This is a genomic window from Lysobacter sp. CFH 32150, from assembly GCF_022758295.1.
Taxonomy (GTDB): domain Bacteria; phylum Pseudomonadota; class Gammaproteobacteria; order Xanthomonadales; family Xanthomonadaceae; genus CFH-32150.
This window is the reverse complement of the sequence record NZ_JALDWJ010000007.1, coordinates 165,255-189,443: the sequence shown is the minus strand read 5'-3', so window position 1 is coordinate 189,443 and position 24,189 is coordinate 165,255. Positions and strand designations below refer to the sequence as shown.

Below are 24,189 nucleotides of genomic sequence, written 5' to 3'. Positions count from 1 at the left end.
GACGCGCGATGCCGCGTCATCACTCGGTTGCGTATCGACATACGCGCCCTCGCTCTTCCTTGCCTCGCACGCCGTCAGGCCCGGCGCGACCTGCTCGGATAGCGTTAACAGGCCCTGGTGCGGCGTTGCGGATGCGAAGCCTCGATAGCGCGATCAGGCGTTCAGACCCATCTTGCGCGACAGCGCATAGAAGGCGAGGTTGCCCAAGCCGGTGGCGCCGGCAAGCACGGCGATCACGCCCGGGGTGATTTCGGTCCAGCCGGCCGCTTCGATCAGACCGAAGCCCAGCGCAACCGCCACCAGGGTGATGCCCCAGCGCAGCGAACCGTGGCGCTGGCGCGCCTCTTCGCCTTGCAGCATGGCGCGGATCAGGTCCTGCGAGCCGTTGGACTGGACCATCTGCCGGCGGAAGCGGGCGTCGACCACGGCCTTGATCGCATAGGTGATGCAGATGAACAGGGTGATGGGAATCAGGATTTCGAAATTCATGGGTGGGCTCCGCAGGGTTTTTGGGGTTACGGGGCTAGAGATACGGGCAGGCAAGAGCCGGTTGCAGCCAGGCCGTAATCGGGTGATTGCAACCGGACGCCTCCTGGGCGTATCCAGACGGGAATGAGTGAAGACCGCGCCCTGGTGGATGCCGTGCTGGCCAATGCGCCGGGCGCGTTCGAGCGCCTGGTGCGCGAGTACCAGGGCCTGTGCTGGCACATCATCCAACGGATGGTCCGGCACCCCGACGATACCCGCGAGCTGTGCCAGGACACATTCCTGCGCGTGCACCAGTGCCTGCACCAGTACCGTTACGAGAGCGCGCTGAAGTCGTGGATCGGGCAGGTGGCCTATTCGGTGGCCAAGCGCCACCTGGAGCGCAAGCGCATTCCACTGCTGGAACCGACTGCGGACGAGGATGGGCTGTCGCTGCTGGAAAGCGTTGGCGACGGGTTCGACCTCGAAGCCGCCTGCGCCGACGAGGAAATCGCCCGCAGCCTGCACGCCGAGATCGAACGCCTGCCACCCTTGCAGCGCACGCTGTTGACGCTGTATCACCTGGATGAAGTGCCGATCAGCGAGATCGCCAGGATCACCGGCCTCGCCGAAGGCACCATCAAGAGTCATCTGTTCCGCACCCGCCTGCGCCTGCGTGAAGCGCTGGAACCGCGGATAGGAGTCGCCGCATGAACATCGACAAAGACAACGAATGGCTGGCACAGGAGCGCGCACTGCAGGACGAGCGCGCGGGCGCGGCCAGCACCAACGACCCGCTGGTCTCCCGCTATCGCGTGATCGCCCGCGCGTTGCGACAGCCATTGCCGGATGCGCTGCCAGCGGACTTCGCGCGAACACTGGCCGCACAGGTGCAGAACGCGCCCCTCGATACGCGGGTCGAGCAAGGCCTGATGCGCGCGCTGGTGACCCTGATGGCCCTGTCCGGGGCGGTGGTTGCGGCGCTGTATGGACAAAGCTGGTGGCCGGCGATCGCGGAGTTGCTGCCGTTGTCCTCGGGCGTCGCGCTCAATTGGGCCATGGCCTTGGCTGCCTGCGTTGGTGCTTCGTGGCTGGTCGAGCAGGTGCGCAACACGTCGAGCCGGCACCACGCCTGAGTCCTGCCGCGTAAAATCGCGGCATGTCCTCCGTTTCCTCGTGCCGTGGCGACTGACCACGGCGATCCCGCGCTCGAAACCCTGATGCTCCCGTTCGTGACGGGCGCATTGGCGTGGCCGCAGGCGGGCGGCGCCTTGTTCCTGCGCGCACGCGACGGCTGGCCGCTGCACCAGCGCGCGTTGCCGGGGCTGGTGTGCGAACAGAGCTTCAAGCCTGAAGCCGATGCCTTGCAGCATTCCGGCGGCACGCTGATGGACGAGGACGACCGCGCGACCTATCCGCTGGTCTTGCTGCTACCGCCGCGCCAGCGCGAGGAAGCGCGCGCCTTGTTCGCGCGTGCGCTCGAACGCACGCAAGCGGGTGGCACCGTGATCGCCTGCATGCCCAACAGCGAAGGCGCCAAATCCGGCGAAGCCGACCTGGTCCGCATCGCCGGACCAGTGCAGACGTTGTCGAAAAACCATTGCCGGGTGTTCTGGACGCAGCCTCCGCGAGGCGCAGTCGATCCGGCGCTGGCGGCGGAATGGCGCGCGCTGGATGCACCGCGCCCGATCCTCGACGGTCGGTACCTCAGCCGTCCCGGCGTGTTCGCCTGGGATCGCATCGATCGTGCCTCGGCCTTGTTGGCCGCGCACCTGCCGCACGATTTCGCCGGCTGCGGCGCGGACCTGGGGGCAGGCTACGGCTATCTCGCAACGGAAGTGCTGGCGCATTGCCCCGCCGTGACCGCGCTCGATCTGTACGAGGCCGAAGCACGGGCGCTGCAACTGGCCCGCGCGAATCTCGCAGTGCATGCGGCACGTGCCACGCTCGGCTTCCATTGGCATGACGTGACCACCGGTTTGCCGCAGCGTTACGACTTCATCGTCAGCAATCCACCGTTCCACGCACAGGGCCGTGCCGACCGGCCCGATATTGGCCGCCGCTTCATTGCCGCAGCAGCCGAAGCGCTCAAGCCGGGCGGACGGTTATGGCTGGTCGCCAACCGGCACCTGCCGTACGAATCCGTGCTGGATGCGAATTTCGGCCGCGTGCGCATCGTCGCGCAGCAGGACGGGTTCAAGGTGATCGAAGCAGTGAAGGCCACGCGATGAAACTGGTGAAGCTGATCGCCAACCTCGGCTACGGCAGCCGCAAGGATGTGGCCCTGATGTTCCGCGAAGGCCGCATCACCGATCCGCAGGGCGAAGTGCTGTACGCCGACGACAAAGTGAGCCACGCCGACATCCGCATCGACGGCGAACCGCTGGATCCGCCCGCCGGGCTGGTGCTGATGCTGCACAAGCCCGTCGGCTACACGTGCTCGACCAAGGATCCCGGCCGCATCGTGTATGACCTGCTGCCGCCGCGCTATCGCCTGCGCTCGCCGCTGCTGTCGACGGTGGGGCGGCTGGATCGCGACACCAGCGGCCTGTTGCTGCTGACCGACGATGGTGCGCTGCTGCACCGGATAGTGTCGCCGAAATCGCAGTTGTCGAAGGTGTACGAAGCGACGTTGGCGCACGATCTGCGTGGCGACGAAGCAGGCCTCTTCGCCAGCGGCACGTTGCTGCTGGAATCGGAACCGACGCCGCTGGCGCCGGCGAGATTGGAAGTCGTCGATCCGCGCCATGCAGCGCTGACGCTCACCGAAGGCCGCTACCACCAGGTGCGACGGATGTTTGCCGCGGTTGGCAACCATGTCACCGCACTACATCGCAGCCGGATCGGCGGGCTGGAACTTGGCGATCTGCCATCCGGTGATTGGCGTGCGTTGGATGCGGGCGACCTGGATCGCCTGTTCACCCCTGTGGGAGCGACGTAAGTCGCGACTGCTTCGACCACCGAAAAGCTCGCCCCTTGTGGGAGCGACGTAAGTCGCGATTGCTTCAGCGACCGAAAGCTCGCGACTTACGTCGCTCCTACAGGAGCAGTTTTTCCCAGCCGTCGCGGCCGAGCCGGCGCAACGTCTCGAGATTGCGCTCCACGATCGCATCCGGGTCAGGAAATGCCTCCACCGCACGCGCCACGCTGTCCTCGCGTAGCAGGTGCAGCATCGGATATGGCGAACGATTGCTGCAGTTCTCGATATCGTCGGGGTCGGTGCCGGCAAACTGATACTGCGGGTGGAAGCTGGCGACCTGGATCTCACCGTCTAGTTCCAGCGCCTCGATCAGCGCATCGGCATCGTCGAGGAAATCGTTGTAGTCGAGGAACTCGCCCAACACTTGCGGGTGAATCAGCAAGGTCGTGTCGATTTCCTCCGCAGGCGTGTCGCGCAACAGCACGAGTTCGTTGCCGAGCTCCTCCAGCAATGCTTCCGGAGTCGTCGCCATGCTGAGCACGAAGCGCACCTGCTGCTTGGCGTACACCGCCTTCGCGAACGGGCACAAGTTCAGCCCGATCACCGCGCGTTCGAGCCAGTGCCGGGTCGCGCCGATGGCGTCTTCGTGAGCCTCATTCATGAACATCACGCGCGATCGAAGGGCGTGCAGAGTAACGCGACACGAAGCTGACGTGCGCTCTGTCACGCATTCGCGGTCAGCTCGAACCTAGACTGAACGCGACGCCTGAAATGCCTTGTCGCAGTGCTCTTCGCCGCGCATCGTTGCGCCAGCCGATGTTCCCAGACGGCTTCCCAGTTCGGTCAAAAAAGGACCTATGCCATGAACGTGAAGACGAAGATCCTGTTGCTGCCGGCCGCGCTGAGCTTTGCGCTGTTCGCGGCCGTACCTGCGTTCGCGCAGGACACCGCGACCGACAACACGGTCGAAACCGATGCCAGCGTGCCGAAGGATCGCCTCGTCGATCGCTATTCCGGTGTCGAAGGTTTCCCGGAAGATGCGACGGACATCGTGACCGACCTGCGCAGCGGCGGTGATTTCACCACCACCACGACGGAAACCAAGCCCGTCCTCAACGCGGACGGCACCCAGGCCACCAACCCGGACGGCAGTCTCAAGTTCGAAACGGTGACGACCACCGCAACCATCGAAAACCCAAATGGCCCGATGGGTTGGGGTGAAGTGAATATCACCCTGGCGATGGCCGAAAAGCTGATCGCCTCCGGCGATGCGGCAAGCCTCGATGAAGCGCTGACGGGTACCTCGGTCACCAACGCTGATGGCACCGTCACGACCACCGACGGCCTCCTGCAGATGCGCGCCGACGGCATGGGTTGGGGCAAGATCGCCAAGGAGTTGGGTTTCAAGCTTGGTTCAGTGGTGGGCAAGGGCAAGACCCCGACCACCAGCGATGAGGAAACCGACGCCACCACCACGGAAACCACCGCCAAGGCCAAGGGCAAGAGCGACACCGCCAAGGGCAAGACCGATCGCACCGCGAAGGCCGAGCGCAGCGCCAAGGCCGACCATGGCAAGCCGGAACGCGTCGCCAAGGTCGATCGTCCGAGTCGCCCGGAGCGCGTCGAGCGTCCGAGCAAGCCCGAGCGCCCGGAACGTCCGAGCAAGCCCGAGCGCGGCGGTCGTCCGTAATCCATAGTTTCGTCATGACGACGGGCGCCCAACGGCGCCCGTCTTGCTGTCAATCCATAGGGGAGTTCCGATGAAGTCCGTTTCAATCAAGAGTGCTGCAATCCTGTGCGCGGGCGTGTTGGCAGCCAGCGCCGCCTACGCCGAGGATGGTCCTTCGTTCGGCATTGGCGTCGATTACAGCAGCGGCGATTACGGCACCGACACCACCACCGAGATCACCTCGGTGCCGCTGACCTTCAAGTACAACAGCGGCAACTGGACCTGGAAGGCGAGCGTGCCGTGGATGCGCATCGATGGCGACGCCAGCGTCGTGCCGGGCCTGGGCAATGTCGGCAACTCGAATCCGCGCGGCCGCGGCCGTGGTGGCAACACTGCACCGACCGGCACCGAAACCGGCACCGCTTCCGGTATCGGCGACCTGCGCCTGGCGGCGACCTATGCGTTCAACACCGAAGGCGCGGTCGGCGTCGATCTCACCGCGAACGCCAAGATCGCCACCGCCGATGAAGACAAGGGCCTGGGCACCGGCGAGAACGATTATGGGATCGCCCTCGACCTCTATGGCGACGTCGGTGGCACCACGGTGTTTGGCGGCGTCTCGCATACGGTGCTCGGCGATTCGGAATTCATCGATGCCGACAGCGTGTGGGGCGCGAATGCCGGCCTGAGTTGGGCCGTCGGCGAAGGCAACAGCTTCGGCGTGATGTACGACTGGCGCGAAGCGGCGACCACCACCAGCGACGATCGCAGCGAGATCACCGGCTTCTACAGCGTCAAGGCCAGCGAGGCGAGCAAGTGGCAGGTGTACGCCACCAAGGGCTTGTCCGATGGCAGCCCGGACTGGGGCGGCGGCGTGTCGTTCTCGCACGCGTTCTGATTCGTCAACATGGCGTGATGCAGACGGCGGCCTTTCGGCCGCCGTTTCTTTTTCACGCCACGATCAACTCATCGACATTGCGCTGAAGAAAACGCGCGCCGTTTCATGAGGTTCAGGCGCAAGGTGGACACTGTGCGCGTGTTCTACAAAGAACACATACAGAGGAGGCAACATGAAAAAGACCATGATCGCAACGCTCGCATCGATCGCGTGCGCGACCGGCTTGGCCTTCTCCACCCAGGCCTACGCTGGCAACGACCTCGACTGCAAGCTGGATTACCAGCTCACCAACTGGTCGCTGGTCTACAAGCACGCCAGTGGCACCGGCACGGTGCGCTGCGAGAACGGCGAGACACTGCCGGTGCGCATCACCGCCAAGGGCCTCGGCCTGACCGCGGGCAAATGGAAGATCGACAACGGCAACGGCCGCTTCACCGATGTGCACAACATCAAGGAAGTGTACGGACGCTACGCCCAGGCTGGCGCGAGTGCTGGCATCGTCAAGTCCGCCGAGACGAACCTGCTCACCAAGGGCACGGTGTCGCTCGCCTTGGCCGGCAGCGGCGAAGGCGTGAACATCGGCGTCGATGTCGGCTCTTTCCATATCAAGCCGGCGCGTTGATCCATAGTCGGTAGCCCTGAGAACGGCGACGGACATCGTCGCCGTTCTTTTGTCGACGCATATAAAAAACGCCGCCCCATCCGGAGCGGCGTGGTTCAACCCTTGATGCACACCACCTGACGCAAGGTGTGCACCACTTCCACCAGGTCGGCCTGCGCGGCCATCACCGCGTCGATCGACTTGTAGGCGGCCGGCGATTCGTCGATCACGCTCGCGTCCTTGCGGCATTCCACATGGGCCGTGGCCTCGCGGTGCTGCTTCAGCGTGATCTGCTGGCGCGCCTGGGTCCGGCTCATCACGCGCCCGGCGCCGTGACTGCAGCTGTGGAAGCTGTCCGCGTTGCCGAGGCCACGCACGATGTAGCTGCACGTGCCCATGCTGCCCGGGATGATGCCGAGTTCGCCTTCGCGTGCGCTGACCGCACCTTTACGCGTCACCAGCAGCGACTCGCCAAAGTGTTGCTCGCGCTGCACGTAGTTGTGATGGCAGTTCACCGCCAGCTTCTCCAGCTGGAACTTCGGCAAACGGTGGCGCATCTCGTGCAGCACCCGCGACATCATCGCTTCACGGTTGTTGCGTGCGTAGTCCTGCGCCCACGACACCGCTTCCACGTAGTCGTCGAACAACGGCTCGCCTTCCAGGAAGAACGCAAGGTCCCTGTCCGGCAGGTGGAAGCCGAGCACGCGCTGTTCCAACTGCTTGCGCGCGAGCTCGATGAAGTAGGTGCCGATCAGGTTGCCGGTGCCACGCGAGCCCGAGTGCAGCATCACCCACACTGCGTCCGCTTCGTCGAGGCAGATTTCGATGAAGTGATTGCCGCCGCCCAGCGTGCCGATCTGCTTGTCGACCTTGTCGGGGCGGATTTTCGGATGCCTGGCGCGGATGGCGTCGAGCCGCACCATCAGGTGCGATTGCTCCAGCCGCGTGTCGATGCTGTCCGGGATGCGACGATGATCGCCACCCGGTCCGTTGCCGACCGGCACGCTGCGCTCGATCGAGTTGCGGAGTTGCGCGAGGTCATCGGGCAGGTCGTTCGCGCGCAGCGTGGTCCGTACCGCGGCCATGCCGCAGCCGATGTCGACGCCGACTGCGGCCGGAATGATCGCGCCGCGCGTGGGCACCACCGAGCCGACGGTTGCGCCGATGCCGAGGTGCACGTCGGGCATCACGGCCACCCACGGCCCGACGAACGGCAGCGAGGCGATGTTCTGCAGTTGCTGGTGCGCCTTTGTTTCCAGCGGCACGCCGCGCACCCAGCCCTTGATCGGCGTGGCGCCTTCGGCGTGCAGGAATTCGTATTGCGTATTCATGGTCGTCCTTCCTTAGATTAAAGATCGACGCAGTCGGTTCCCTCCGACCGCGCCGAGTTACTGCTTCAAGCTGACCAGCTGCTTCAGCACGCCATCCAGGCCGCCGAACACGGTGAGCTTGTCGATCTTCTCGGTGACCTTCTCCAGAGCCTCCAGCTCCTTCAACCGCATCAGCACCGGGCTCTCCTCGATCAGCTTGGCGGTGTTGAGCAACGAACGCGTGGCGTTCGCCTCCTCACGACGACGGATGACGTTGGCCTGGGCCGCCATCGAAGCCTGCACCACGCTGTTGAGGATCTCCTTCATCTCGCCCGGCAGGATCACGTCCTTGACACCCACGCCGAGCACTTCGACACCGAGCTCGTTCACGCGACCGCGCACGTAGCCGAAGATGTCGGCGTCGAGCGAAGCCTTGTCGCCGAGCAGCTCGTCCAGCGTCTTGGCGGAAATCGCCTTGCGCAGGCCGTACTGCAGCTCGCGGTACACGTAGTCGCCGTACTTGGCGACCTTGGTACGCGCGGCGACCGGGTCGGTCACGCGGATGCTGGCGGCGAGGTTGACGCGGAGCGAAACCTTGTCCTTGGTCAGCAACTCCTGGCCCGATACCTCGACCGACTGCACACGCAACTCGATCACCTCGGCGCTCACGTTCTTCTGGAAGTTCCAGAAGGCGTAGGCACCGGCCTCGAGCAACCGCGCGAGCTTGCCGTCGATGAACACCAGGCCCGCCGACTCCGCCGGCACGACCAGCGACACCGCGACCTTCTCGAGCACGCCGAGCTGGCGCAGGCGCTTCACGACGTCGGCCTGCATTTCCAGGCCGTCCGCCAGCGATACCGCCTGCACCTCGACCGGCACCAGGCCCTTCCAATACAGCTTGCGGGTACCTGGTGCGAGCACGTCCTCGAGCTTGCCGTTCTTCAACACCAGGCCGACTTCCTGCATGCCGAAGTTGGCGAGCACGAAGGTCTGGCCGAGCTTGTCGCCGAGCGCGACGATCAGTGCATCGGCATCGCTGCCGTTGTATTCCGGCCTGGCGATGTTGTGCACGACGATGTCGACGCGCTTCAACGGGTCGAAGATGCGGTACACGCCCGCGGTGAGCACACGCTCGAATCGACGGTTGCGATACATCAGGCCGCGCTCGCCGTCGCCGATCACGATCCTCTTGTTCCAGAACATGGCACGTTCTCCTTGTGGTTCTGGGTGGTCCGACCCGATGAATTGATTGCGCGATGGATCGGTTGTCGCGCGTTGCTTTTGCTCCTCCCCTTGCGCGAAGCGCAGGGGGAGGTTGGGAGGGGGTGCTTTTGACTTTGCGGTTGCATAAGCAAGATCAAAAGCACCCTCACCAACCCTCCCCTTCGCCTTTGGCGAAAGGGAGGAGAAGAAAAAGGTGGAAACGCCCCTGACGCCGATGCCGCGGAGCCCGCGTGCTTTCCGCAGGGCGATCGCTGCCTTCCGACGAACGCGACGATCCCGCTGTCGCGTTGCGTGTTCCGCCAACGACCGGCCTGCTTCAAGGGCGCAGGCCCGGCGACATCACCGCTGTGGCGTTCCGTTGCGCGATGCGCCGAAGCGCATCGTTTGGCGAAACGCCGCACGGGGCGTTTCCTGGTGTGGGACTTGCGTCCCTGACAAACGACGTGAAAGGTCGTTGGTTTGGAGCGGGAATCGAACCCGCGACTCTCGGAATCAAGTCCGATGCTCTAACCGACTGAGCTATCCAGTGGTGACGTGCCGGATTCGAACCGGCGACACACGACTCGAAGTCGTTGCTCTAACCTCTGAGCTACCGTCGCTTCGAAACACCGCCTCGCAGCCTCGGCATACGCCACGGCAATGCCGCGCGCACCGGCTGGAACTCACGAGTCCAGGCCGCTGAAAACTGTCCGATCGATGTTTCGCATTGGCGCCTGCTATCAGGCGCCAATTCGTTTGCGATGCCGCATCACCCACCGCCCGTGCCGAAGCATCCAGGCACAGCGCTTGCGCGCCTCAGCGGTCTTCCCTGACTCGGACCAGCACTGTCCGGATGCTTCGGGGCGCGATGCAACATCGCGACAACTGTGACTCTCCGTTTGCGAACGGCAAAAACAAAACGCCCCCGGATATCGAGTCCGAGGGCGTTCGCGTGCCTCGGAGGTCGGGGTGACCGACCTCCGCGAATTGGAGATCAGTCGATGGTCAGCGCGTCTTCCATGCCGCGGCCGCTGATAACCAGCGCGCAGCTCGTCGGCGCGCACGCAGCCGTGCCGTGGCCGGATGGCCGCAGCGTTAGCTTGTTCGCGATGTCGAAGGCGGGTCGCATGGAAGTCGTTCTCTGAAAAAATCTATCGCCACGTGGCGAGGGCGCGCACGTTACGCGCATGCAAATTTACTTGCAAGTGTTTTTCCGACGAACGGTCGATTGCTTGCATGCAAGAAAGAACGGGAAGAAGTTCTTTGCATCGATCGACGAAGCCGCAGTGCGAGCATTCGCACACGGCTTGCTCCATCCTATGGCGATGGACACCGCCACGACTTCCGCCCACACCGCTGCGCGCCGCACGCGCGCGATCTTCCTGATGCTGACCGCGGTCGGCCTGTTTGCACTGATGGATGCAGGCCTCAAGTTGCTGACGGCGCACTACCCGCCATTCCAGGTTGCGACCCTGCGCGGCGCCTCGTCGTTGCCGTTCGTACTGGTGTGGGCGCTGGCGACGACCGGGGTCGGGCCATTGCTCCGCGTGCGTTGGTCGCTGCACCTGCTGCGCGGCGTACTAGGCATCGCGATGATGGCGGGCTTCGTCTATGCGCTGCGTACGTTGCCGCTGACGACTGCGTACTCGATCTTCTTTGTTGCGCCATTGCTGATCACCGCGTTGTCGGTGCCGTTCCTGCGCGAACACGTCGGGCCGCGGCGTTGGATCGCGATCGCGATCGGCTTGCTCGGCGTGCTGGTGGTGCTGCGGCCGACTGGCGAAGGCGTACTGACCATTGCGGGTCTCGCGGTCCTGCTCGCTGCACTGGGGTACGCGGTATCGGCGATCACCGTGCGCATCCTGGCGCGCACCGATTCCACCCAGGCGATGGTGGTGTGGCTGATGGCATTGATGGCGCTCGGTGCTGGCGCGCTGGCGTGGCCCGGCTGGGTGCCGCTGCGGAGCGAGGACCTGTGGATCATCCTCGGCATCGGTCTGGGCGGTGCACTCGGGCAGTACACGATCACCGAAGCGTTCCGCCTCGGCGAGGCATCGCTGATCGCGCCTCTGGAATACACGGCACTGGTCTGGGGCGTCGGTCTCGATCTCGCACTCTGGGGCGTGCTGCCGGATGCGGTGACCTGGCTCGGTGCGGCGATCATCGTGGCCAGTGGCCTGTACCTGCTGCGGCGCGAACGCGTGCATGTCGAGGCCGAGCATCCTTGATCCTGCTGCGATCACCGTAACGAACGAAGCCAACCGCAGACGCTAATAGCAACGGGCCCGATCGGGCCCGTTGCGGTTGCATGGCATTGCGGTCGTCAGAACCGCACGCCAACGCCGACACCGACCGTCCACGGATCGAGCTGCACTTCCTCACCCGTCTCCTGGCCAGCCAGCTTCACCTCCGCGTCGCCCTTCATGTAACGGGCATCGGCGCGGGTGAACCAGCGATCGGTGATGTTGAAATCGACGCCGGCCGTGGCGATCGGGCCGTTCGGGGTGCCAAAACCGACATGGCGATTGCCGGTGAGTGCCGGATCGAACTGCTCATCGTTGATGTTGGACTGGTAGTAACCCAAGCCCACGAACGGACGGACCGTCTTGTCCGGTGCGCCGAAGTGATATTGGCCGCTCAACGCCACCGGCTGCTGCTTGATCGTGCCGCGGGAACCGTTGGCGAGGTTCACGTCGTGCTCGAAGCGGTCGGCCGCGCCCCACAACTCGATTGCGAAGTTGTCGTTGAGGTACCAGCTGCCGCTCAGGGTCGGTGCGCCGCTGCCGTCGAGGTCAGTCTTGGAACCCAACACGGTGCCGTCAGGATTCGACTTCGGCACCATGTGGGCGTAACCGCCGACCACCGAGAAGCGGCGCTGGCTGGTCGTGGTGTCCTGCGCAAAGACTGTCGGCGCGAATGCAATCGCGGCGACGGTGGCGAGGCTCAAGGTTCGCAAATGAAAATGTCGGATATTCAGCATGCAGATCTCCTCTTCTGTTCAAGCTGCCCGGGAGTAGGGCAGTGAACACCGTAGCCAGAGACGCATGAACCTCCACTACGCCGCGCGCATGATCTTCACCACGGCGCGCATTCACTGCGTGGATTTCACCGACAGATCACTTCGCTGACGCGTGCTTCAGGATTGCGCTTGCAATCTCAACCGCGTGCAGGCAGGGCGTCCGTCTGTGCGACGGGCTCGATCTTAATGTCCTCGCGCGCAGCCATCGCATCGCCATCGCAGGCTGGCGTCGCGATGTCCGCCACCGGCGCCTCCTGGAATCCAAAGCCGCTGCCGATGCCCAGCATCAGCAGGCTCAGCGCCATCACGCCGCGCCACATTACGTGCTGAAGGGAACGCATGACCGATACCTCGCTGTGGTTGGGGGATCCACACAGCTAAAGATGCGCCGTTGCAGGCCAGGGTTGCAGTGCCGGACGCCCTATGACGAGAGTCATGCCATCGATCGGCACTGACGTTGCCGGGCCGGCGCGCGCATGCTGCAGGCGTGCGGGCAGATGCCCGAAGGAGTGCACGATGCGTGGCATGGTGTTTGCGAGCGTTCTATTGCTGTTTGCTGGGCATGCGGGGGCAAAGGAAATCAGCTGCGACGTCGACAGCGACTACGACTTCCACATCACCCCGAAAAGCGTGATCTTCACCCGCGAAAGCGATACGCCAAAGGCCATCGTGATGCGGGAAGGCCGCCTGTTCATCGACGACCAATGGGTCACGTTGACTGCGGCCGACAGCAAGCGCATCAGGGACTACGAACGAGATGCGCGCGCGACGATGGTGGTCGCGCAGCAAATCGGCCACGATGCCGCCGAGATCGCATTCGTCACGCTTGGCGAAGTCGCTGCCGGTTTCAGCAGCGACCCCAAGGAGACTCGCGCAAAGCTGGGCAAGGCACGCGCGCAACTCGATGCGCGCCTGTCGCGCTCGGTCACGCCGACCCGTTTCAATGGCCATGATCTCGGCCAGGGTATCGGCAGCGCCGTCAGCGACGTACTGCCCAGCCTGATCGGCGACATCGTCGGCGGCGCCGTGCGGGCGGCCCTCAGTGGCGACACCATGCGCTTGCAGCGCATGGAGAACATGGACAAGGACATCGAAGCCCGCGTCGAACCGCGGGCGAGGGCGCTGGAACGGCGCGCCGAAACGCTGTGCCAGCGCATGGAAGCCCTCGACGCGATCGACGATGCGCTGGAGTATCGACTGCCGAATGGGCAGCGCCTCGAGCTACTCGAAGCCAAGGTCAATCGCCACAAATAGTCCCGCGAACGATCGCGGGTTGGTATCTCCAGAAACTATCCCCACGCCTGCAATGGCGTATTCCCCACTCCCGCGCACCGCGGGAGTTTTTTTGTGCTTGGCGTGCGCACGCGCTGGCGGCGACAATGGCGGTCCTGTTCCAGCACGGTTGAGCCCCATGGCAGAACTCAAGGAAGCGCGCGTCCCCGACATCGGCGGCTACGACGACGTGCCTGTGATCGAACTGCTGGTCGCGGTCGGCGACACGGTGCAGCAGGACCAGGGCCTGGTCACGCTGGAGTCGGACAAGGCGACGATGGAAGTGCCGGCGCCGTTCGCGGGCGTGATCAAGGAATTGAAGGTCAAGGTCGGCGACAAGTTGTCGGAAGGCAGCGTGGTCGCAGTGATCGAATCCAGCGCGGCCGCTGCCGAAGCCAAGCCGGCAGCCCCGCAACGGGCGGAACCAGTGGCGCCGCAGGCGACGACAGCAACTGCGGAAACCGGTGCGAAGGTCGAGCCGGCCATCGTCGCGGCGCAACCCGACAAACTGGCGCAGCGCTCCATCGAGGCGCCCACCACGCTCGACGGCAAGCCCGGTGTCGATCCCGAAGCCGCACCGCCGCGTACGCCGCCCATCGCGTTCACCGCCGACGAACTCTTGCCAGACAAAGTGCCTTACGCCAGTCCCGCCGTGCGCATGTTCGCGCGCGAACTCGGCGTCGATCTCGCCCAGGTCAAGGGCAGCGAGCGCGGCGGTCGCATCGGCAAGGAAGACGTGCAGCGCTTCGTCAAGGATGCACTGGCCAGTGGCGTGGTTGCCGGCGCTGCGCCGGTGGCGGGTGGTGGTGGGTTGAACCTGCTGCCGTGGCCCAAGGTCGACTTCGCCAAGTTCGGCCCGATCGAAACCAAACCGCTCACGCGCATCCAGAAACTCAGCGGCGCCAACCTTGCGCGCAACTGGGCGATGATCCCGCACGTCACCCAGCACGACGATGCCGACATCACCGAACTGGAATCACTGCGGGTCGCCCTCAACAAGGAAAACGAAAAGGCGGGCATCAAGCTCACCATGCTCGCCTTCCTGATGAAGGCGTCCGTCGCCGCGCTGCAGAAATTCCCGAACTTCAACGCATCGCTCGACGCCAGCGGCGAGAACCTCACGCTGAAGAAGTACTTCCATATCGGCTTCGCCGCCGACACGCCGAATGGCCTGGTCGTGCCCGTGGTGCGCGACGTAGACCAGAAGGGTGTGATCGAGATCGCCAGGGAAACCGGCGAGCTCGCCGCCAAGGCGCGCGAAGGCAAGCTGGGCCCGGCGGAGATGAGCGGCGGCTGCTTCTCGATCAGCTCGCTCGGCGGTATCGGCGGCACCAAGTTCACGCCGATCGTCAATGCGCCCGAAGTCGCCATCCTCGGCGTATCGAAGTCGGCCATCCGCCCGGTGTGGGATGGCAAGCAGTTCGCCCCGCGCCTGATCCTGCCGCTGTCGCTGAGCTACGACCACCGTGTGATCGACGGCGCAGCGGCGGCGCGTTTCACCGCGTATCTTGCGCAGCTCCTCGGCGACATGCGCCGGGTGTTGTTGTGAACGAAGCGGTCGCAAGTCCTGGGGGGCTCTCGCGCCGCAGCGGAGCACTGGCGCTGCTGCTGACGTTCTTCCTGCCCGTGGTCGGCTTCGCCTACGTGCGGAGGATGGCGTGGGGCTTTGTGTTCGTGGCGATCGCACCGTTGCTGATGCTGGTGGGTGGTCGGCTCGGCCTGCCGGCATCGCTGTTGGGGTATTACGGGCTTCTGGCGCTCCTGATCTTGGCGGCCATCGCCGCCCTGGTGCTCGCGTTCCGTTTCGCGCGCGCGATGCCCGTTGGCACGCCGCCGCGTTGGTACAACCGCTGGTACCACTATGTCTGGCTGGCGATCGCCAGCGTGGTCCTGGTCAACTGGCTTTTCGCGGACTGGTTTGTCAGGCATCGCGGGGAAGTGTTCGGCTACGAAACGTATCGAATCCCATCGACCAGCATGCAGCCAACGCTGCGACTAGGCGACTTCGTTACCGTCGACGCGCGTTCCGGTGAGCGGACTGCGTTGCGTCGCGGCGAGATCGTGACTTACGTGCCCGCGGAACATCCAGAACAGATGTGGATTGCGCGCATCATCGGCCTGCCCGGCGAGACGATCGTGACGCGCGACAACCGCGCCGCCATCGATGGCAACGTCCTCGATGAGCCCTACATCCAAATTGAAGGCAATCCGATTCCTGTCGAAGCAATTCCGTTTCCCTCCGCGAAACTCGGGTCCGACGAGGTTTACTTGATGGGCGACAACCGCCTCAATGCCGCAGACAGTCGATTCCAGGGACCTGTCCCTGTCTCAGCCTTGCGCGGCAAGGTGAAAGCCATCTGGTTCTCGTATTCCCCTATCACGCACACCATCGAAACTGCGCGGATCGGCTCGCTGTCCGCCGCGCATGCACGTTAAGGACGCCCCATGGCATGCCTGATCCTGCCGCTGTCGCTGAGCTACGACCACCGTGTGATCGACGGCGCAGCGGCGGCGCGATTCACCGCGTATCTTGCGCAGCTCCTCGCGGATATGCGCCGCGTACTGCTCTAAGGTGATGTTGAGATGAGACGGGTTTTGTTGTTGATCGTGGCATTGCTGGCGGCCCCGCTGGCCAGCGCGCAAAAGGGCTCCTGCGCCAACACGCTGGGCCGTGGGTGGCCAGTGGCGGGGCAGAACTGGGGCGCGGCCGTGGAGCAGTTGTTCTCGGCCGGACTCACCGAGCCGCCGGCGCTCTCGCTCACGCGCCTGCCGGAAAAAGACAACGAAAGCGGGCTCATGCTGATTCCGAGCGCCGCGGGCATCGCCAGTGGCGATGACTGGACGCTGCGCTATGTAGAAGCCGACAAGCGCGTGCGCTACTGGAAAGGCGACAACCTGGTGTTGCGGGTCGAGCAGGAACCGGAGATCAACGATGTGCCGATCCCGGCCGCCGTGGCGACGGAATTGCTGGATGTCTGGTATCGCGCGCTGTCGGTCGCCTCGCCGGTAGGCGCGCCCGCGATGTTCGACGACACCGAAGCCTGGACATTCGCGATCGGCAGCCTGCGCGCGAGTGGTCCGCCGCCGCGATGCGGCGCCTTCGCGAAGATGCGCGAGCAGGTCGAGCTGTTGATCGAAGCCAGCGACGAGCGCGCGGGAAAGCGCGAGCGCCGTTGGGAGCAGCTGCAAACGCTCACCGACGAATTGTCGGCAACGCTCGCGGCCGATTTCCCCACTGTTGCCAAGGATCTCGACTGGGGTGACGACTGGACCAATCCGGACGCACCCAAGGACACCGTGTCGTCCCAAACCGCCAACCCGCCCAAGCCCTAATCGGCCCCGACAGGACGTTTCAGCCATGCCCATGATCGAAGTCAAGGTTCCCGATATCGGTGGCTACGACGATGTGCCAGTGATCGAAGTACTGGTCGCGGTCGGCGACACCGTGGCGAAGGACCAGGGCCTGGTCACGCTGGAATCGGACAAGGCGACGATGGAAGTGCCGTCGTCGGTGGCGGGCGTGGTCAAGGAATTGAAGGTCAAGGTCGGCGACAAGCTGTCGGAAGGCAGCGTCGTGGCGATCGTCGAAAGCGTGGATGCGGGCGTGGCGCCTGTGGCAAAGGCCGAACCGAAGCCTGCAGCGCCGACACCCGCTGCGCCGCCTGCCGCACAACCCGCAGCGCCCACGCCCAAGGCTGCGTCAGCCAGCGGCCGCAAGGCCGATATCGAATGCCGCATCGTCGTGATCGGCGCCGGTCCGGGTGGTTACAGCGCCGCGTTCCGTGCGGCCGACCTCGGTCTCGACACGGTACTGGTCGAGCGCTTCCCGCAACTCGGCGGCGTCTGTCTCAACGTCGGCTGCATTCCGTCGAAGGCGTTGCTGCATGCCGCTGCGGTGATCGATGAAGCCGCGCACGCCAGCGACTACGGTGTCGACTTCGGCAAACCGAAGATCACGCTCGACAAGTTGCGCGACTACAAGGGCAAGGTCGTCGGCCAGCTGACCAAGGGCCTGACCGGCATGGCCAAGCAGCGCAAGGTGCGCGTGGCGACGGGTGTGGCGCAGTTCGTGTCGGCGAATGAAATCGAGATCGACGGCGCCGACGGGAAGAAACTGCTGCGTTTCGAGCAATGCATCATCGCCGCCGGCAGCCAGCCGGTGAAGTTGCCGGGCTTCCCCTGGGACGATGCGCGCGTGATGGATTCCACCGACGCGCTTGAGCTCGCCGAGATTCCGAACAAGCTGCTCGTCGTCGGCGGTGGCATCATCGGTTTGGAGATGGCGACGGTGTTCCGCGCACTCGGCAGTGCAGTGACCGTCGTCGAATTGATGGATCAGCTGATGCCCGGCGCCGACCTCGACCTGGTCAAGCCGCTCGCCGATCGCCTGAAGAAGCAGGGCGTCGCGATCCACCTGAAAACCAAGGTCGTCGAAGCCAAGGCGCAGAAGGATGGCATCAGCGTCGCTTTCGACGGTGCCAGCATTCCAGAAACGAAATTGTTCGACCGCGTGCTGGTCGCAGTTGGTCGTGCCGCGAACGGTGGCAAGCTCGCCGCCGATAAGGCTGGCGTCAACGTGACCGAGCGCGGCCTGATCCCGGTGAACCGGCAGATGCGCACCAACGTGCCGCACATCTTCGCGATCGGCGATCTGGTCGGACAGCCGATGCTCGCGCACAAGGCAACGCATGAAGGCCATCTCGCGGCCGAAGTCGCGGCTGGTCAGAAGCGCGAATGGGTTGCGCGGGTAGTTCCGTCGGTCGCATTCACCGATCCGGAGATCGCATGGGTTGGTGTCACCGAAACCGAGGCGAAGGCCAAAGGCCTGCACTACGGCGTAGGCAAGTTCCCGTGGGCGGCGAGTGGCCGCGCGATCGGCATCGGGCGCACCGAGGGTTTCACCAAGTTGATCTTCGACGAAGCCACGCATCGCGTGATCGGTGGTGGCATCGTCGGCCCGCATGCCGGCGACCTGATCAGTGAAATCGGGCTCGCGATCGAGATGGGCGCCGAAGCCGCCGACATCGGCCACACCATCCATCCGCATCCGACGTTGAGCGAATCCGTCGGCATGGCGGCCGAGGTCTACGAAGGCACGATCACCGACCTGTACGTGCCCAGGAAGAAGGGCTGAGGCTGCACCTCTTCCTGTTTTGTGGGGTTTGTGGGAGCGACGTAAGTAGCGATCAAGTGGTCGTTGAGCTCCCCCATCGCGACTTGCGTCGCTCCCACAAATGCCATAGCCCCCCACACAGCTCCTGCAAAAAGCGAAGCCCCGACGCGAACGCCGGGGCTTCCGAAGACCTGCCACGAGGACCGACGAGGAAGTAGAAGCAGGCCTCCGCAGGACTGACCCGGAGGGCGAGCAAAGGTTCCGTGCACGAATGCGTGCAGCGCCGGCGCGCATACGCCTACAGGTGCACCCCGTATGGAAATTCACGCCTTTCGGCGGTTGCCGCTGAAAATGGCCGACTGCTATACTTTTGCGGCTCCGCGGGGAGGTTTTGATTGCAAAGCCTGCCCGCAGCCCCTGCCACTCCCCCGGATCACGCGCGTGCTGAATTCTGCCGCTGCTGGTCGGCGGCTGGCGCAGCGCGCGGTGGCCCTGCAGGCCGCGGCGACGCTAGCGACAGCGCTGGCCTGCCTGCTGTCTGGACGCAGTGCCGCGCTCGGAGCGCTGGCCGGTGGCGCTGCGATGACCCTCGGCAGCCTGTTGGCCGCGTGGGGGGCGTTCGGAGGTGGTGTGGCCGGTGCCGGAGTGGTACTCGGGCGACTGCTGCTTGGGATGGCGGCGAAATGGATCGTAGTGATCGTCGGGCTGTATCTGGCGATCGCGGTATGGCACTTGCCGGCGTTGCCGGTGCTGGCTGGGGCGGCGTTGGCCGCGGCAGCTTTCCTGATTGCAACAAAACTGTGGACCTGAGGATGGTTGCGTGAGTCCGGAAAAGAGCAGCGGCGGTCTGACCGAATACATCGTCCATCACCTCACGCACAACACTGCGCAGGTGTCGGGTCTCACATTCCATGTCGACTCGTGGGTGATCGCGCTGACCGTGGGTCTGCTCGGCTGCTTCCTGCTCTGGAGTCAGGCACGCAAGGCGACCGCCGGCGTGCCGTCCAAAGGCCAGGCCTTCGTCGAGATGGTGGTCGAGTTCGTCGACACCCAGGTCAAGGACACCTTCCACGGCGACCGTCGCTTCATCGCGCCGCTGGCGCTGACCATCTTCGTCTGGGTGTTCTTCATGAACGCCATCGACCTGCTGCCGCTCGACCTGCCGGGCAAGGCCATCGAATTGGCCGCCGGCAAGGAAGCTGCGCACCACACTTACCTGCGCATGGTGCCGACCGCCGACATCAACACCACGTTCGGCATGTCGATCACCGTCTTCCTGCTGATCATCTTCTACTCGATCAAGGCCAAGGGCGGCTGGGGCTTCACCAAGGAGCTGTTCACCGCGCCGTTCCACGCGCACGGCACCTTTGCCAAGATCCTGCTCGCACTCCCGAACCTGTTCCTAAACCTGGTCGAGTACCTGTCCAAGCCGGTCAGCCTCGGCATGCGACTGTTCGGCAACATGTACGCCGGCGAGCTGGTGTTCATGCTGATCGCCGGCTTGTTCGCCTCGTGGATCACCTTCGTTCCGGGCGTGATCTTCAACGCCGGCTGGGCGATCTTCCACATCCTGATCATCCTGCTGCAGGCCTTCATCTTCATGGTGCTGACCGTCGTGTATCTCGCGATGGCGCACGAGCATCACTGATTCGTACTGTTCCAAAGCTTCGCTTCAACCTTTTCAACTTCCACGCACTGTTCTAACCCGGAGATACACCATGGAATTCATCGCCAACGTCCAGGCCTTCACCGCCGTCGCCATCGGCATCATCGTCGGCCTCGGCGCACTCGGCGCCGCGCTCGGCATCGGCATCATGGGCTCGAAGTTCCTCGAGTCGGCCGCCCGCCAGCCGGAACTGGTCCCGATGCTGCAGGGCCGCATGTTCCTCCTCGCCGGCCTGATCGACGCGGCGTTCCTGATCGGCGTCGGCGTGGCGATGATGTTCGCGTTCGCCAACCCGCTGCTGGCCGCGCTGCAGGGCTAAGCCGAAGCGCGGGCATTGCGCCCGCGCTGTTGCAGAAGTGCCGCGGCGTGCTGCCGCGGCGCCACCCGATTTGCAGGTCACGACATGAATCTGAATTACACCCTGCTTGGCCAGATGATCTCGTTCGCGATCCTCATCTGGTTCACCGTCAAGTTCATCTGGCCGCCGTTGATGTCGGCGATCGAGGAGCGTCAGCAGAAGATCGCTGAAGGCCTCGCCGCTGCCGACAACGCGCAGAAGAACCTGGCGCAGGCGCAGGACAAGGTCAACGAGGCGTTGAAGGACGCCCGCGTGAAGGCCAACGAGATCATCGATCAGGCGCATCACCGCGCCAATCAGATCATCGACCAGGCCAAGAACGACGCCATCTCCGAAGCCAACCGGCAGAAGGCGTTGGCCGAGGCCGAGATCACTGCCGCCGCCAACCGTGCCAAGGAAGACCTGCGCAAGCAGGTGTCCGCGCTCGCGGTCAGCGGTGCCGAAAAGCTGCTCAAGCGCGAGATCGACGCCAACGCCCACAAGGCGTTGATCGACGAACTGGCCGCGCAGCTCTAAAACGGGCCTTTTAGGAGCATCACGATGAGCCAGGCCCTGACCCTCGCCCGCCCCTACGCCCGTGCCGGGTTCTCGCTCGCGCGCGACGCCGGCAAGCTCGCCGCATGGTCGGACGCGCTCGGCTTTGCTGCGCGCGTCGCTGTCGATCCGCAGGTGCAGACGCTGCTCGGCAACCCGAAGCTGACCCACGCCGATGCGGTGACCTTGCTGTCGCCGGACGGCGCGGACGAAAACTTCGGTCGCTTCCTCGCGCTGCTCGCCGACAACCGTCGTCTCGCCCTGCTGCCGGAAATCGCCGGTCTGTACGACGAGCTGCGTTTCGAAGCCGAGCGCGTCGTGAAGGCGAGGGTGACCTCGGCGACGGCATTGCCGGCCGGCGAACTCGACACCATCAAGGCTGCGCTGAAGAAGCGCTTCGGCCGCGAGGTCGAGCTCGAGACGGCCGTCGATGAAAGCCTGATCGGCGGCGCGGTGATCGATGCTGGCGACGTCGTCATCGACGGCTCGCTCAAGGGCAAGCTCGGCCGCCTGCAGTCCGCACTAGCTAACTGATTGCATTTTTAAAAACAGAATTCATTTGCACACGCCGGCGGCAACGTCGGCACATAGGGAACCACCCATGGCTACCACCCAGCTCAATCCTTCCGAAATCAGCGAACTGATCAAGAACCGCATCGAGAAGGTCAAGCTCGCTGCCGAAGCACGCAACGAAGGCACCGTGACCTCGGTGTCCGACGGCATCGTGCGCATCCACGGCCTCGCCGATGTGATGCAGGGCGAAATGATCGAGTTGCCGAACGCTACGTTCGCGCTCGCGCTGAACCTGGAGCGCGACTCGGTCGGCGCCGTGGTCCTCGGCGACTACGAGCACCTGCGCGAAGGCGACGTGGCCAAGACCACCGGCCGCATCCTCGAAGTGCCGGTCGGTCCTGAACTCTGCGGCCGCGTCGTCAACGCACTCGGCGAGCCGATCGACGGCAAGGGTCCGATCACCGCTTCGCTGACCGCGCCGGTCGAGCGCGTCGCCCCGGGCGTGATCTGGCGCAAGTCGGTCGACCAGCCGGTGCAGACCGGCTACAAGACCGTCGACGCGATGATCCCGATCGGTCGCGGCCAGCGCGAGCTGATCATCGGCGACCGCCAGACCGGCAAGACCGCCCTGGCGATCGACGCGATCATCAACCAGAAGGGCGCCGGCATTAAGTGCGTGTACGTCGCGATCGGCCAGAAGGCTTCTTCGGTCGCCAACGTCGTGCGCAAGCTGGAAGAGAACGGTGCGATGGCCCACACCATCGTCGTCGCCGCCACCGCTTCCGAGTCGGCTGCGATGCAGTACATCAGCGCCTACTCGGGCTGCACCATGGGCGAGTACTTCCTCGACCGCGGCGAAGACGCGCTGATCGTGTACGACGATCTGTCCAAGCAGGCCGTCGCCTACCGCCAGATCTCGCTGCTGCTCAAGCGCCCCCCGGGCCGCGAAGCCTATCCGGGCGACGTGTTCTACCTGCACAGCCGCCTGCTGGAACGCGCATCGCGCGTGTCCGAGGCGTATGTCGAAAAATTCACCAACGGTGCGGTGAAGGGCAAGACCGGTTCGCTGACCGCGCTGCCGATCATCGAAACCCAGGCCGGCGACGTGTCGGCGTTCGTGCCGACCAACGTGATCTCGATCACCGACGGCCAGATCTTCCTCGAGACCGACCTGTTCAACGCCGGCATCCGCCCGGCCGTGAACGCCGGCATCTCGGTGTCGCGCGTCGGTGGTGCGGCCCAGACCAAGATCATCAAGAAGCTGTCGGGCGGCATCCGTATCGCGCTCGCCCAGTACCGTGAGCTCGCTGCGTTCGCGCAGTTCGCCTCGGACCTGGACGAAGCCACCCGCAAGCAGCTCGAGCGCGGCCAGCGCGTCACCGAGCTGATGAAGCAGAAGCAGTACGCGCCAATGCCGATTTCGCTGCAGGCGCTGTCGATCTACGCGGTCAACGAGGGCTACCTCGACGACGTGCCGGTCAACAAGATCGGCGCCTTCGAAGCCGCCTTGCACGCGCACTTCGCCAATACCACCGGCGACCTGCTCAACACGATCAACAGCACCGGCAACTGGAACGACGACATCGAAGGCGCCTTCAAGAAGGGCATCTCCGAGTTCAAGGCTACGGGTACCTGGTGACCGCAGGGCGGGTCTTGACCCGCCCTGACGACGCGAAGCGGGTCTTGACCCGCCATCGCGAAGAAATACAGATCGAGACGGCGGGTTGAAACCCGCCCTACACGAGAAAAGACATGGCCGGCGGCAGAGAAATCAAAACCAAGATCAAGAGCGTGCAGAACACCCGCAAGGTGACGCGCGCGCTCGAGATGGTCTCGGCCTCCAAGATCCGCAAGGCGCAGGATCGGATGAAGGCGTCGCGCCCATATGCGCGCGCGATGAAGCAGGTGATCGGACACTTGGCGCAGGCCAATTCCGAGTTCAAGCATCCCTACCTGGTCGAACGCGCCGAAACCAAGCGCGTCGGCTACATCATCGTGTCATCCGACCGCGGCCTGGCCGGCGGACTCAACAACAACCTGTTCCGCAAGCTGCTGGGCGAGTTCCGCAGGTGGCAGGAGCAGGGCGTCGAAGTCGACGTCGTCACCATCGGTCAGAAGGCTTCGGTGTTCTTCCGCCGGATCAAGGTCGAGATGCTCGCGTCGGTCACCCATCTGGGCGACGTGCCGCATGTCGAGCAACTGGTCGGTGTGATCAAGGTCATGCTCGATGCGTACAGCGCCGGCAAGGTCGACAAGGTCTTCCTGGCCTACAACGATTTCGTCAACACCATGACCCAGCGCGCGACGTTCGATCAGCTGCTGCCGTTGCCGGCCGCGGAGACGACGATCGCGCACCACGACTGGGATTACCTGTACGAACCCGATGCGCAGGCGGTGCTGGAGCACGTGCTGACCCGCTACGTCGAGTCGCTGGTGTACCAGGCGGTGATGGAAAACGTCGCCTCCGAGCATGCCGCGCGCATGGTCGCGATGAAGTCGGCGTCGGACAACGCCACCAAGCTGATCGGCACGCTGCAACTGGTCTACAACAAGGCTCGCCAGGCGGCGATCACCCAGGAAATTTCCGAAATCGTCGGCGGCGCCGCGGCGGTCTAAACCTAACCACTCCTGTGGGAGCGACGTGAGTC

Annotated in this window: 28 protein-coding genes and 2 tRNA genes; 21 read left to right on the top strand and 9 right to left on the bottom strand. The window is 64.4% G+C overall.

Translation table 11 applies throughout. The annotated features are described in order from the left end of the window. Window positions 1–153 precede the first annotated feature (153 nt). The gene (locus MO486_RS10765; RefSeq protein ID WP_242907346.1) at window positions 154–489 is read right to left on the bottom strand and encodes a DUF6249 domain-containing protein; all 336 of its coding nucleotides are present in this window, start codon (window positions 487–489) and stop codon (window positions 154–156) included. 123 nt (window positions 490–612) lie between these two features. On the opposite strand from MO486_RS10765, the gene MO486_RS10760 reads away from it, so the two are divergent. The 4 genes from MO486_RS10760 to MO486_RS10745 all read left to right on the top strand — a co-directional run bounded on the left by MO486_RS10760 (window position 613) and on the right by MO486_RS10745 (window position 3,406). Further along, window positions 613–1,179 (top strand): sigma-70 family RNA polymerase sigma factor, encoded by a 567-nt coding sequence (locus MO486_RS10760; protein ID WP_242907344.1) that lies wholly within the window; start codon window positions 613–615, stop codon window positions 1,177–1,179. Then, window positions 1,176–1,601, top strand: a complete 426-nt coding sequence (locus MO486_RS10755) for a hypothetical protein (RefSeq protein WP_242907342.1) — start codon at window positions 1,176–1,178, stop codon at window positions 1,599–1,601. Before MO486_RS10760 ends, MO486_RS10755 begins: the two co-directional genes overlap by 4 nt. An 84-nt stretch (window positions 1,602–1,685) precedes the next feature. Then, window positions 1,686–2,696 (top strand): class I SAM-dependent methyltransferase, encoded by a 1,011-nt coding sequence (locus tag MO486_RS10750; RefSeq protein ID WP_242907676.1) that lies wholly within the window; start codon window positions 1,686–1,688, stop codon window positions 2,694–2,696. Beyond that, window positions 2,693–3,406 (top strand): pseudouridine synthase, encoded by a 714-nt coding sequence (locus MO486_RS10745; RefSeq protein WP_242907340.1) that lies wholly within the window; start codon window positions 2,693–2,695, stop codon window positions 3,404–3,406. Before MO486_RS10750 ends, MO486_RS10745 begins: the two co-directional genes overlap by 4 nt. A 97-nt stretch (window positions 3,407–3,503) precedes the next feature. Here the strand turns inward: MO486_RS10745 and MO486_RS10740 are convergent, their stop codons facing one another. Further along, window positions 3,504–4,046, bottom strand: a complete 543-nt coding sequence (locus MO486_RS10740; RefSeq protein WP_242907338.1) for a DUF1415 domain-containing protein — start codon at window positions 4,044–4,046, stop codon at window positions 3,504–3,506. 201 nt (window positions 4,047–4,247) lie between these two features. Here MO486_RS10740 and MO486_RS10735 point away from each other — a divergent pair, with 201 nt between their 5' ends. From MO486_RS10735 to MO486_RS10725, 3 genes are all read left to right on the top strand, one after another. Next, entirely contained in the window at window positions 4,248–5,075 is an 828-nt protein-coding gene (locus MO486_RS10735) for a hypothetical protein (protein WP_242907336.1), read from the top strand. Between the two features lie 70 nt (window positions 5,076–5,145). Further along, window positions 5,146–5,952 (top strand): transporter, encoded by an 807-nt coding sequence (locus tag MO486_RS10730; protein WP_242907334.1) that lies wholly within the window; start codon window positions 5,146–5,148, stop codon window positions 5,950–5,952. Window positions 5,953–6,124: 172 nt separating this feature from the next. Further along, on the top strand, window positions 6,125–6,574 hold the full coding sequence (locus MO486_RS10725) for a hypothetical protein (RefSeq protein ID WP_242907332.1): 450 nt from the start codon (window positions 6,125–6,127) through the stop codon (window positions 6,572–6,574). Window positions 6,575–6,669: 95 nt separating this feature from the next. On the opposite strand, the gene MO486_RS10720 is transcribed toward MO486_RS10725, so the two are convergent. The 5 genes from MO486_RS10720 to MO486_RS16400 all read right to left on the bottom strand — a co-directional run bounded on the left by MO486_RS10720 (window position 6,670) and on the right by MO486_RS16400 (window position 10,195). Beyond that, window positions 6,670–7,884: an RtcB family protein gene (locus MO486_RS10720; RefSeq protein WP_242907330.1), complete on the bottom strand. Its 1,215-nt coding sequence runs from the start codon at window positions 7,882–7,884 to the stop codon at window positions 6,670–6,672. 57 nt (window positions 7,885–7,941) lie between these two features. Continuing rightward, window positions 7,942–9,066, bottom strand: a complete 1,125-nt coding sequence (locus MO486_RS10715) for a slipin family protein (RefSeq protein WP_242907329.1) — start codon at window positions 9,064–9,066, stop codon at window positions 7,942–7,944. A gap of 476 nt (window positions 9,067–9,542) precedes the next feature. Then, window positions 9,543–9,614, bottom strand: a tRNA-OTHER gene (locus MO486_RS10710). Beyond that, window positions 9,615–9,684, bottom strand: a tRNA-Arg gene (locus MO486_RS10705). A gap of 376 nt (window positions 9,685–10,060) precedes the next feature. After that, a complete protein-coding gene (locus MO486_RS16400) occupies window positions 10,061–10,195 on the bottom strand; it encodes a hypothetical protein (RefSeq protein ID WP_255746725.1) in 135 nt (44 codons plus the stop codon). 196 nt (window positions 10,196–10,391) lie between these two features. Here MO486_RS16400 and MO486_RS10700 point away from each other — a divergent pair, with 196 nt between their 5' ends. Further along, a complete protein-coding gene (locus MO486_RS10700; RefSeq protein ID WP_242907327.1) occupies window positions 10,392–11,294 on the top strand; it encodes a DMT family transporter in 903 nt (300 codons plus the stop codon). 95 nt (window positions 11,295–11,389) lie between these two features. On the opposite strand, the gene MO486_RS10695 is transcribed toward MO486_RS10700, so the two are convergent. Further along, complete coding sequence (locus tag MO486_RS10695) at window positions 11,390–12,022, bottom strand: OmpW family outer membrane protein (protein WP_242907673.1); 633 nt, start codon at window positions 12,020–12,022, stop codon at window positions 11,390–11,392. Window positions 12,023–12,222: 200 nt separating this feature from the next. Next, complete coding sequence (locus tag MO486_RS10690; protein WP_242907325.1) at window positions 12,223–12,426, bottom strand: hypothetical protein; 204 nt, start codon at window positions 12,424–12,426, stop codon at window positions 12,223–12,225. A 175-nt stretch (window positions 12,427–12,601) separates the two neighbouring features. Here MO486_RS10690 and MO486_RS10685 point away from each other — a divergent pair, with 175 nt between their 5' ends. From MO486_RS10685 to atpG, 13 genes are all read left to right on the top strand, one after another. Further along, window positions 12,602–13,339 (top strand): DUF2884 family protein, encoded by a 738-nt coding sequence (locus tag MO486_RS10685; protein WP_242907323.1) that lies wholly within the window; start codon window positions 12,602–12,604, stop codon window positions 13,337–13,339. A gap of 157 nt (window positions 13,340–13,496) precedes the next feature. Then, entirely contained in the window at window positions 13,497–14,906 is a 1,410-nt protein-coding gene (gene aceF / locus MO486_RS10680; RefSeq protein WP_242907321.1) for a dihydrolipoyllysine-residue acetyltransferase, read from the top strand. Further along, on the top strand, window positions 14,903–15,793 hold the full coding sequence (lepB, locus tag MO486_RS10675) for a signal peptidase I (protein ID WP_242907319.1): 891 nt from the start codon (window positions 14,903–14,905) through the stop codon (window positions 15,791–15,793). Before aceF ends, lepB begins: the two co-directional genes overlap by 4 nt. A 9-nt stretch (window positions 15,794–15,802) precedes the next feature. After that, window positions 15,803–15,928 carry a 2-oxo acid dehydrogenase subunit E2 gene (locus MO486_RS10670; RefSeq protein WP_242907317.1) on the top strand — a complete coding sequence of 42 codons (126 nt, stop codon included), beginning with the start codon at window positions 15,803–15,805 and terminating at the stop codon, window positions 15,926–15,928. A 12-nt stretch (window positions 15,929–15,940) separates the two neighbouring features. After that, window positions 15,941–16,690 carry a hypothetical protein gene (locus MO486_RS10665; RefSeq protein ID WP_242907315.1) on the top strand — a complete coding sequence of 250 codons (750 nt, stop codon included), beginning with the start codon at window positions 15,941–15,943 and terminating at the stop codon, window positions 16,688–16,690. Between the two features lie 25 nt (window positions 16,691–16,715). Further along, window positions 16,716–18,491, top strand: coding sequence for a dihydrolipoyl dehydrogenase (gene lpdA / locus MO486_RS10660; protein ID WP_242907313.1), 1,776 nt, complete (start codon window positions 16,716–16,718; stop codon window positions 18,489–18,491). A 420-nt stretch (window positions 18,492–18,911) separates the two neighbouring features. Further along, window positions 18,912–19,280, top strand: a complete 369-nt coding sequence (locus tag MO486_RS10655; RefSeq protein WP_242907311.1) for an ATP synthase subunit I — start codon at window positions 18,912–18,914, stop codon at window positions 19,278–19,280. A gap of 10 nt (window positions 19,281–19,290) precedes the next feature. Beyond that, complete coding sequence (atpB, locus tag MO486_RS10650; protein WP_242907309.1) at window positions 19,291–20,118, top strand: F0F1 ATP synthase subunit A; 828 nt, start codon at window positions 19,291–19,293, stop codon at window positions 20,116–20,118. 70 nt (window positions 20,119–20,188) lie between these two features. Continuing rightward, window positions 20,189–20,455, top strand: a complete 267-nt coding sequence (gene atpE, locus MO486_RS10645) for a F0F1 ATP synthase subunit C (RefSeq protein WP_242907306.1) — start codon at window positions 20,189–20,191, stop codon at window positions 20,453–20,455. A gap of 84 nt (window positions 20,456–20,539) precedes the next feature. Beyond that, window positions 20,540–21,010, top strand: coding sequence for a F0F1 ATP synthase subunit B (locus tag MO486_RS10640; RefSeq protein ID WP_242907304.1), 471 nt, complete (start codon window positions 20,540–20,542; stop codon window positions 21,008–21,010). A gap of 24 nt (window positions 21,011–21,034) precedes the next feature. Continuing rightward, window positions 21,035–21,562, top strand: coding sequence for a F0F1 ATP synthase subunit delta (locus MO486_RS10635; RefSeq protein WP_242907302.1), 528 nt, complete (start codon window positions 21,035–21,037; stop codon window positions 21,560–21,562). A gap of 67 nt (window positions 21,563–21,629) precedes the next feature. Continuing rightward, window positions 21,630–23,180 (top strand): F0F1 ATP synthase subunit alpha, encoded by a 1,551-nt coding sequence (gene atpA, locus MO486_RS10630; RefSeq protein ID WP_242907300.1) that lies wholly within the window; start codon window positions 21,630–21,632, stop codon window positions 23,178–23,180. A 113-nt stretch (window positions 23,181–23,293) separates the two neighbouring features. After that, complete coding sequence (gene atpG / locus MO486_RS10625; RefSeq protein WP_242907297.1) at window positions 23,294–24,157, top strand: F0F1 ATP synthase subunit gamma; 864 nt, start codon at window positions 23,294–23,296, stop codon at window positions 24,155–24,157. Window positions 24,158–24,189: the final 32 nt, after the last annotated feature.

Excerpts from the sequence above, each read along its gene's own strand:
- atpG (WP_242907297.1), top strand. The coding sequence starts at position 23,294 with ATGGCCGGCGGCAGAGAAATCAAAACCAAGATCAAGAGCGTGCAGAAC.
- MO486_RS10730 (WP_242907334.1), top strand. The coding sequence starts at position 5,146 with ATGAAGTCCGTTTCAATCAAGAGTGCTGCAATCCTGTGCGCGGGCGTG.
- MO486_RS10690 (WP_242907325.1), bottom strand. The coding sequence starts at position 12,426 with ATGCGTTCCCTTCAGCACGTAATGTGGCGCGGCGTGATGGCGCTGAGC.
- atpA (WP_242907300.1), top strand. The coding sequence starts at position 21,630 with ATGGCTACCACCCAGCTCAATCCTTCCGAAATCAGCGAACTGATCAAG.
- MO486_RS10720 (WP_242907330.1), bottom strand. The coding sequence starts at position 7,884 with ATGAATACGCAATACGAATTCCTGCACGCCGAAGGCGCCACGCCGATC.
- MO486_RS10745 (WP_242907340.1), top strand. The coding sequence starts at position 2,693 with ATGAAACTGGTGAAGCTGATCGCCAACCTCGGCTACGGCAGCCGCAAG.
- atpE (WP_242907306.1), top strand. The coding sequence starts at position 20,189 with ATGGAATTCATCGCCAACGTCCAGGCCTTCACCGCCGTCGCCATCGGC.
- MO486_RS10685 (WP_242907323.1), top strand. The coding sequence starts at position 12,602 with ATGCGTGGCATGGTGTTTGCGAGCGTTCTATTGCTGTTTGCTGGGCAT.
- MO486_RS10735 (WP_242907336.1), top strand. The coding sequence starts at position 4,248 with ATGAACGTGAAGACGAAGATCCTGTTGCTGCCGGCCGCGCTGAGCTTT.
- MO486_RS10665 (WP_242907315.1), top strand. The coding sequence starts at position 15,941 with ATGAGACGGGTTTTGTTGTTGATCGTGGCATTGCTGGCGGCCCCGCTG.
- MO486_RS16400 (WP_255746725.1), bottom strand. The coding sequence starts at position 10,195 with ATGCGACCCGCCTTCGACATCGCGAACAAGCTAACGCTGCGGCCATCC.
- aceF (WP_242907321.1), top strand. The coding sequence starts at position 13,497 with ATGGCAGAACTCAAGGAAGCGCGCGTCCCCGACATCGGCGGCTACGAC.
- MO486_RS10715 (WP_242907329.1), bottom strand. The coding sequence starts at position 9,066 with ATGTTCTGGAACAAGAGGATCGTGATCGGCGACGGCGAGCGCGGCCTG.
- MO486_RS10700 (WP_242907327.1), top strand. The coding sequence starts at position 10,392 with ATGGACACCGCCACGACTTCCGCCCACACCGCTGCGCGCCGCACGCGC.
- MO486_RS10760 (WP_242907344.1), top strand. The coding sequence starts at position 613 with ATGAGTGAAGACCGCGCCCTGGTGGATGCCGTGCTGGCCAATGCGCCG.
- MO486_RS10755 (WP_242907342.1), top strand. The coding sequence starts at position 1,176 with ATGAACATCGACAAAGACAACGAATGGCTGGCACAGGAGCGCGCACTG.
- lpdA (WP_242907313.1), top strand. The coding sequence starts at position 16,716 with ATGCCCATGATCGAAGTCAAGGTTCCCGATATCGGTGGCTACGACGAT.
- MO486_RS10635 (WP_242907302.1), top strand. The coding sequence starts at position 21,035 with ATGAGCCAGGCCCTGACCCTCGCCCGCCCCTACGCCCGTGCCGGGTTC.
- MO486_RS10640 (WP_242907304.1), top strand. The coding sequence starts at position 20,540 with ATGAATCTGAATTACACCCTGCTTGGCCAGATGATCTCGTTCGCGATC.
- MO486_RS10740 (WP_242907338.1), bottom strand. The coding sequence starts at position 4,046 with ATGAATGAGGCTCACGAAGACGCCATCGGCGCGACCCGGCACTGGCTC.
- MO486_RS10750 (WP_242907676.1), top strand. The coding sequence starts at position 1,686 with ATGCTCCCGTTCGTGACGGGCGCATTGGCGTGGCCGCAGGCGGGCGGC.
- MO486_RS10725 (WP_242907332.1), top strand. The coding sequence starts at position 6,125 with ATGAAAAAGACCATGATCGCAACGCTCGCATCGATCGCGTGCGCGACC.
- MO486_RS10670 (WP_242907317.1), top strand. The coding sequence starts at position 15,803 with ATGGCATGCCTGATCCTGCCGCTGTCGCTGAGCTACGACCACCGTGTG.
- MO486_RS10765 (WP_242907346.1), bottom strand. The coding sequence starts at position 489 with ATGAATTTCGAAATCCTGATTCCCATCACCCTGTTCATCTGCATCACC.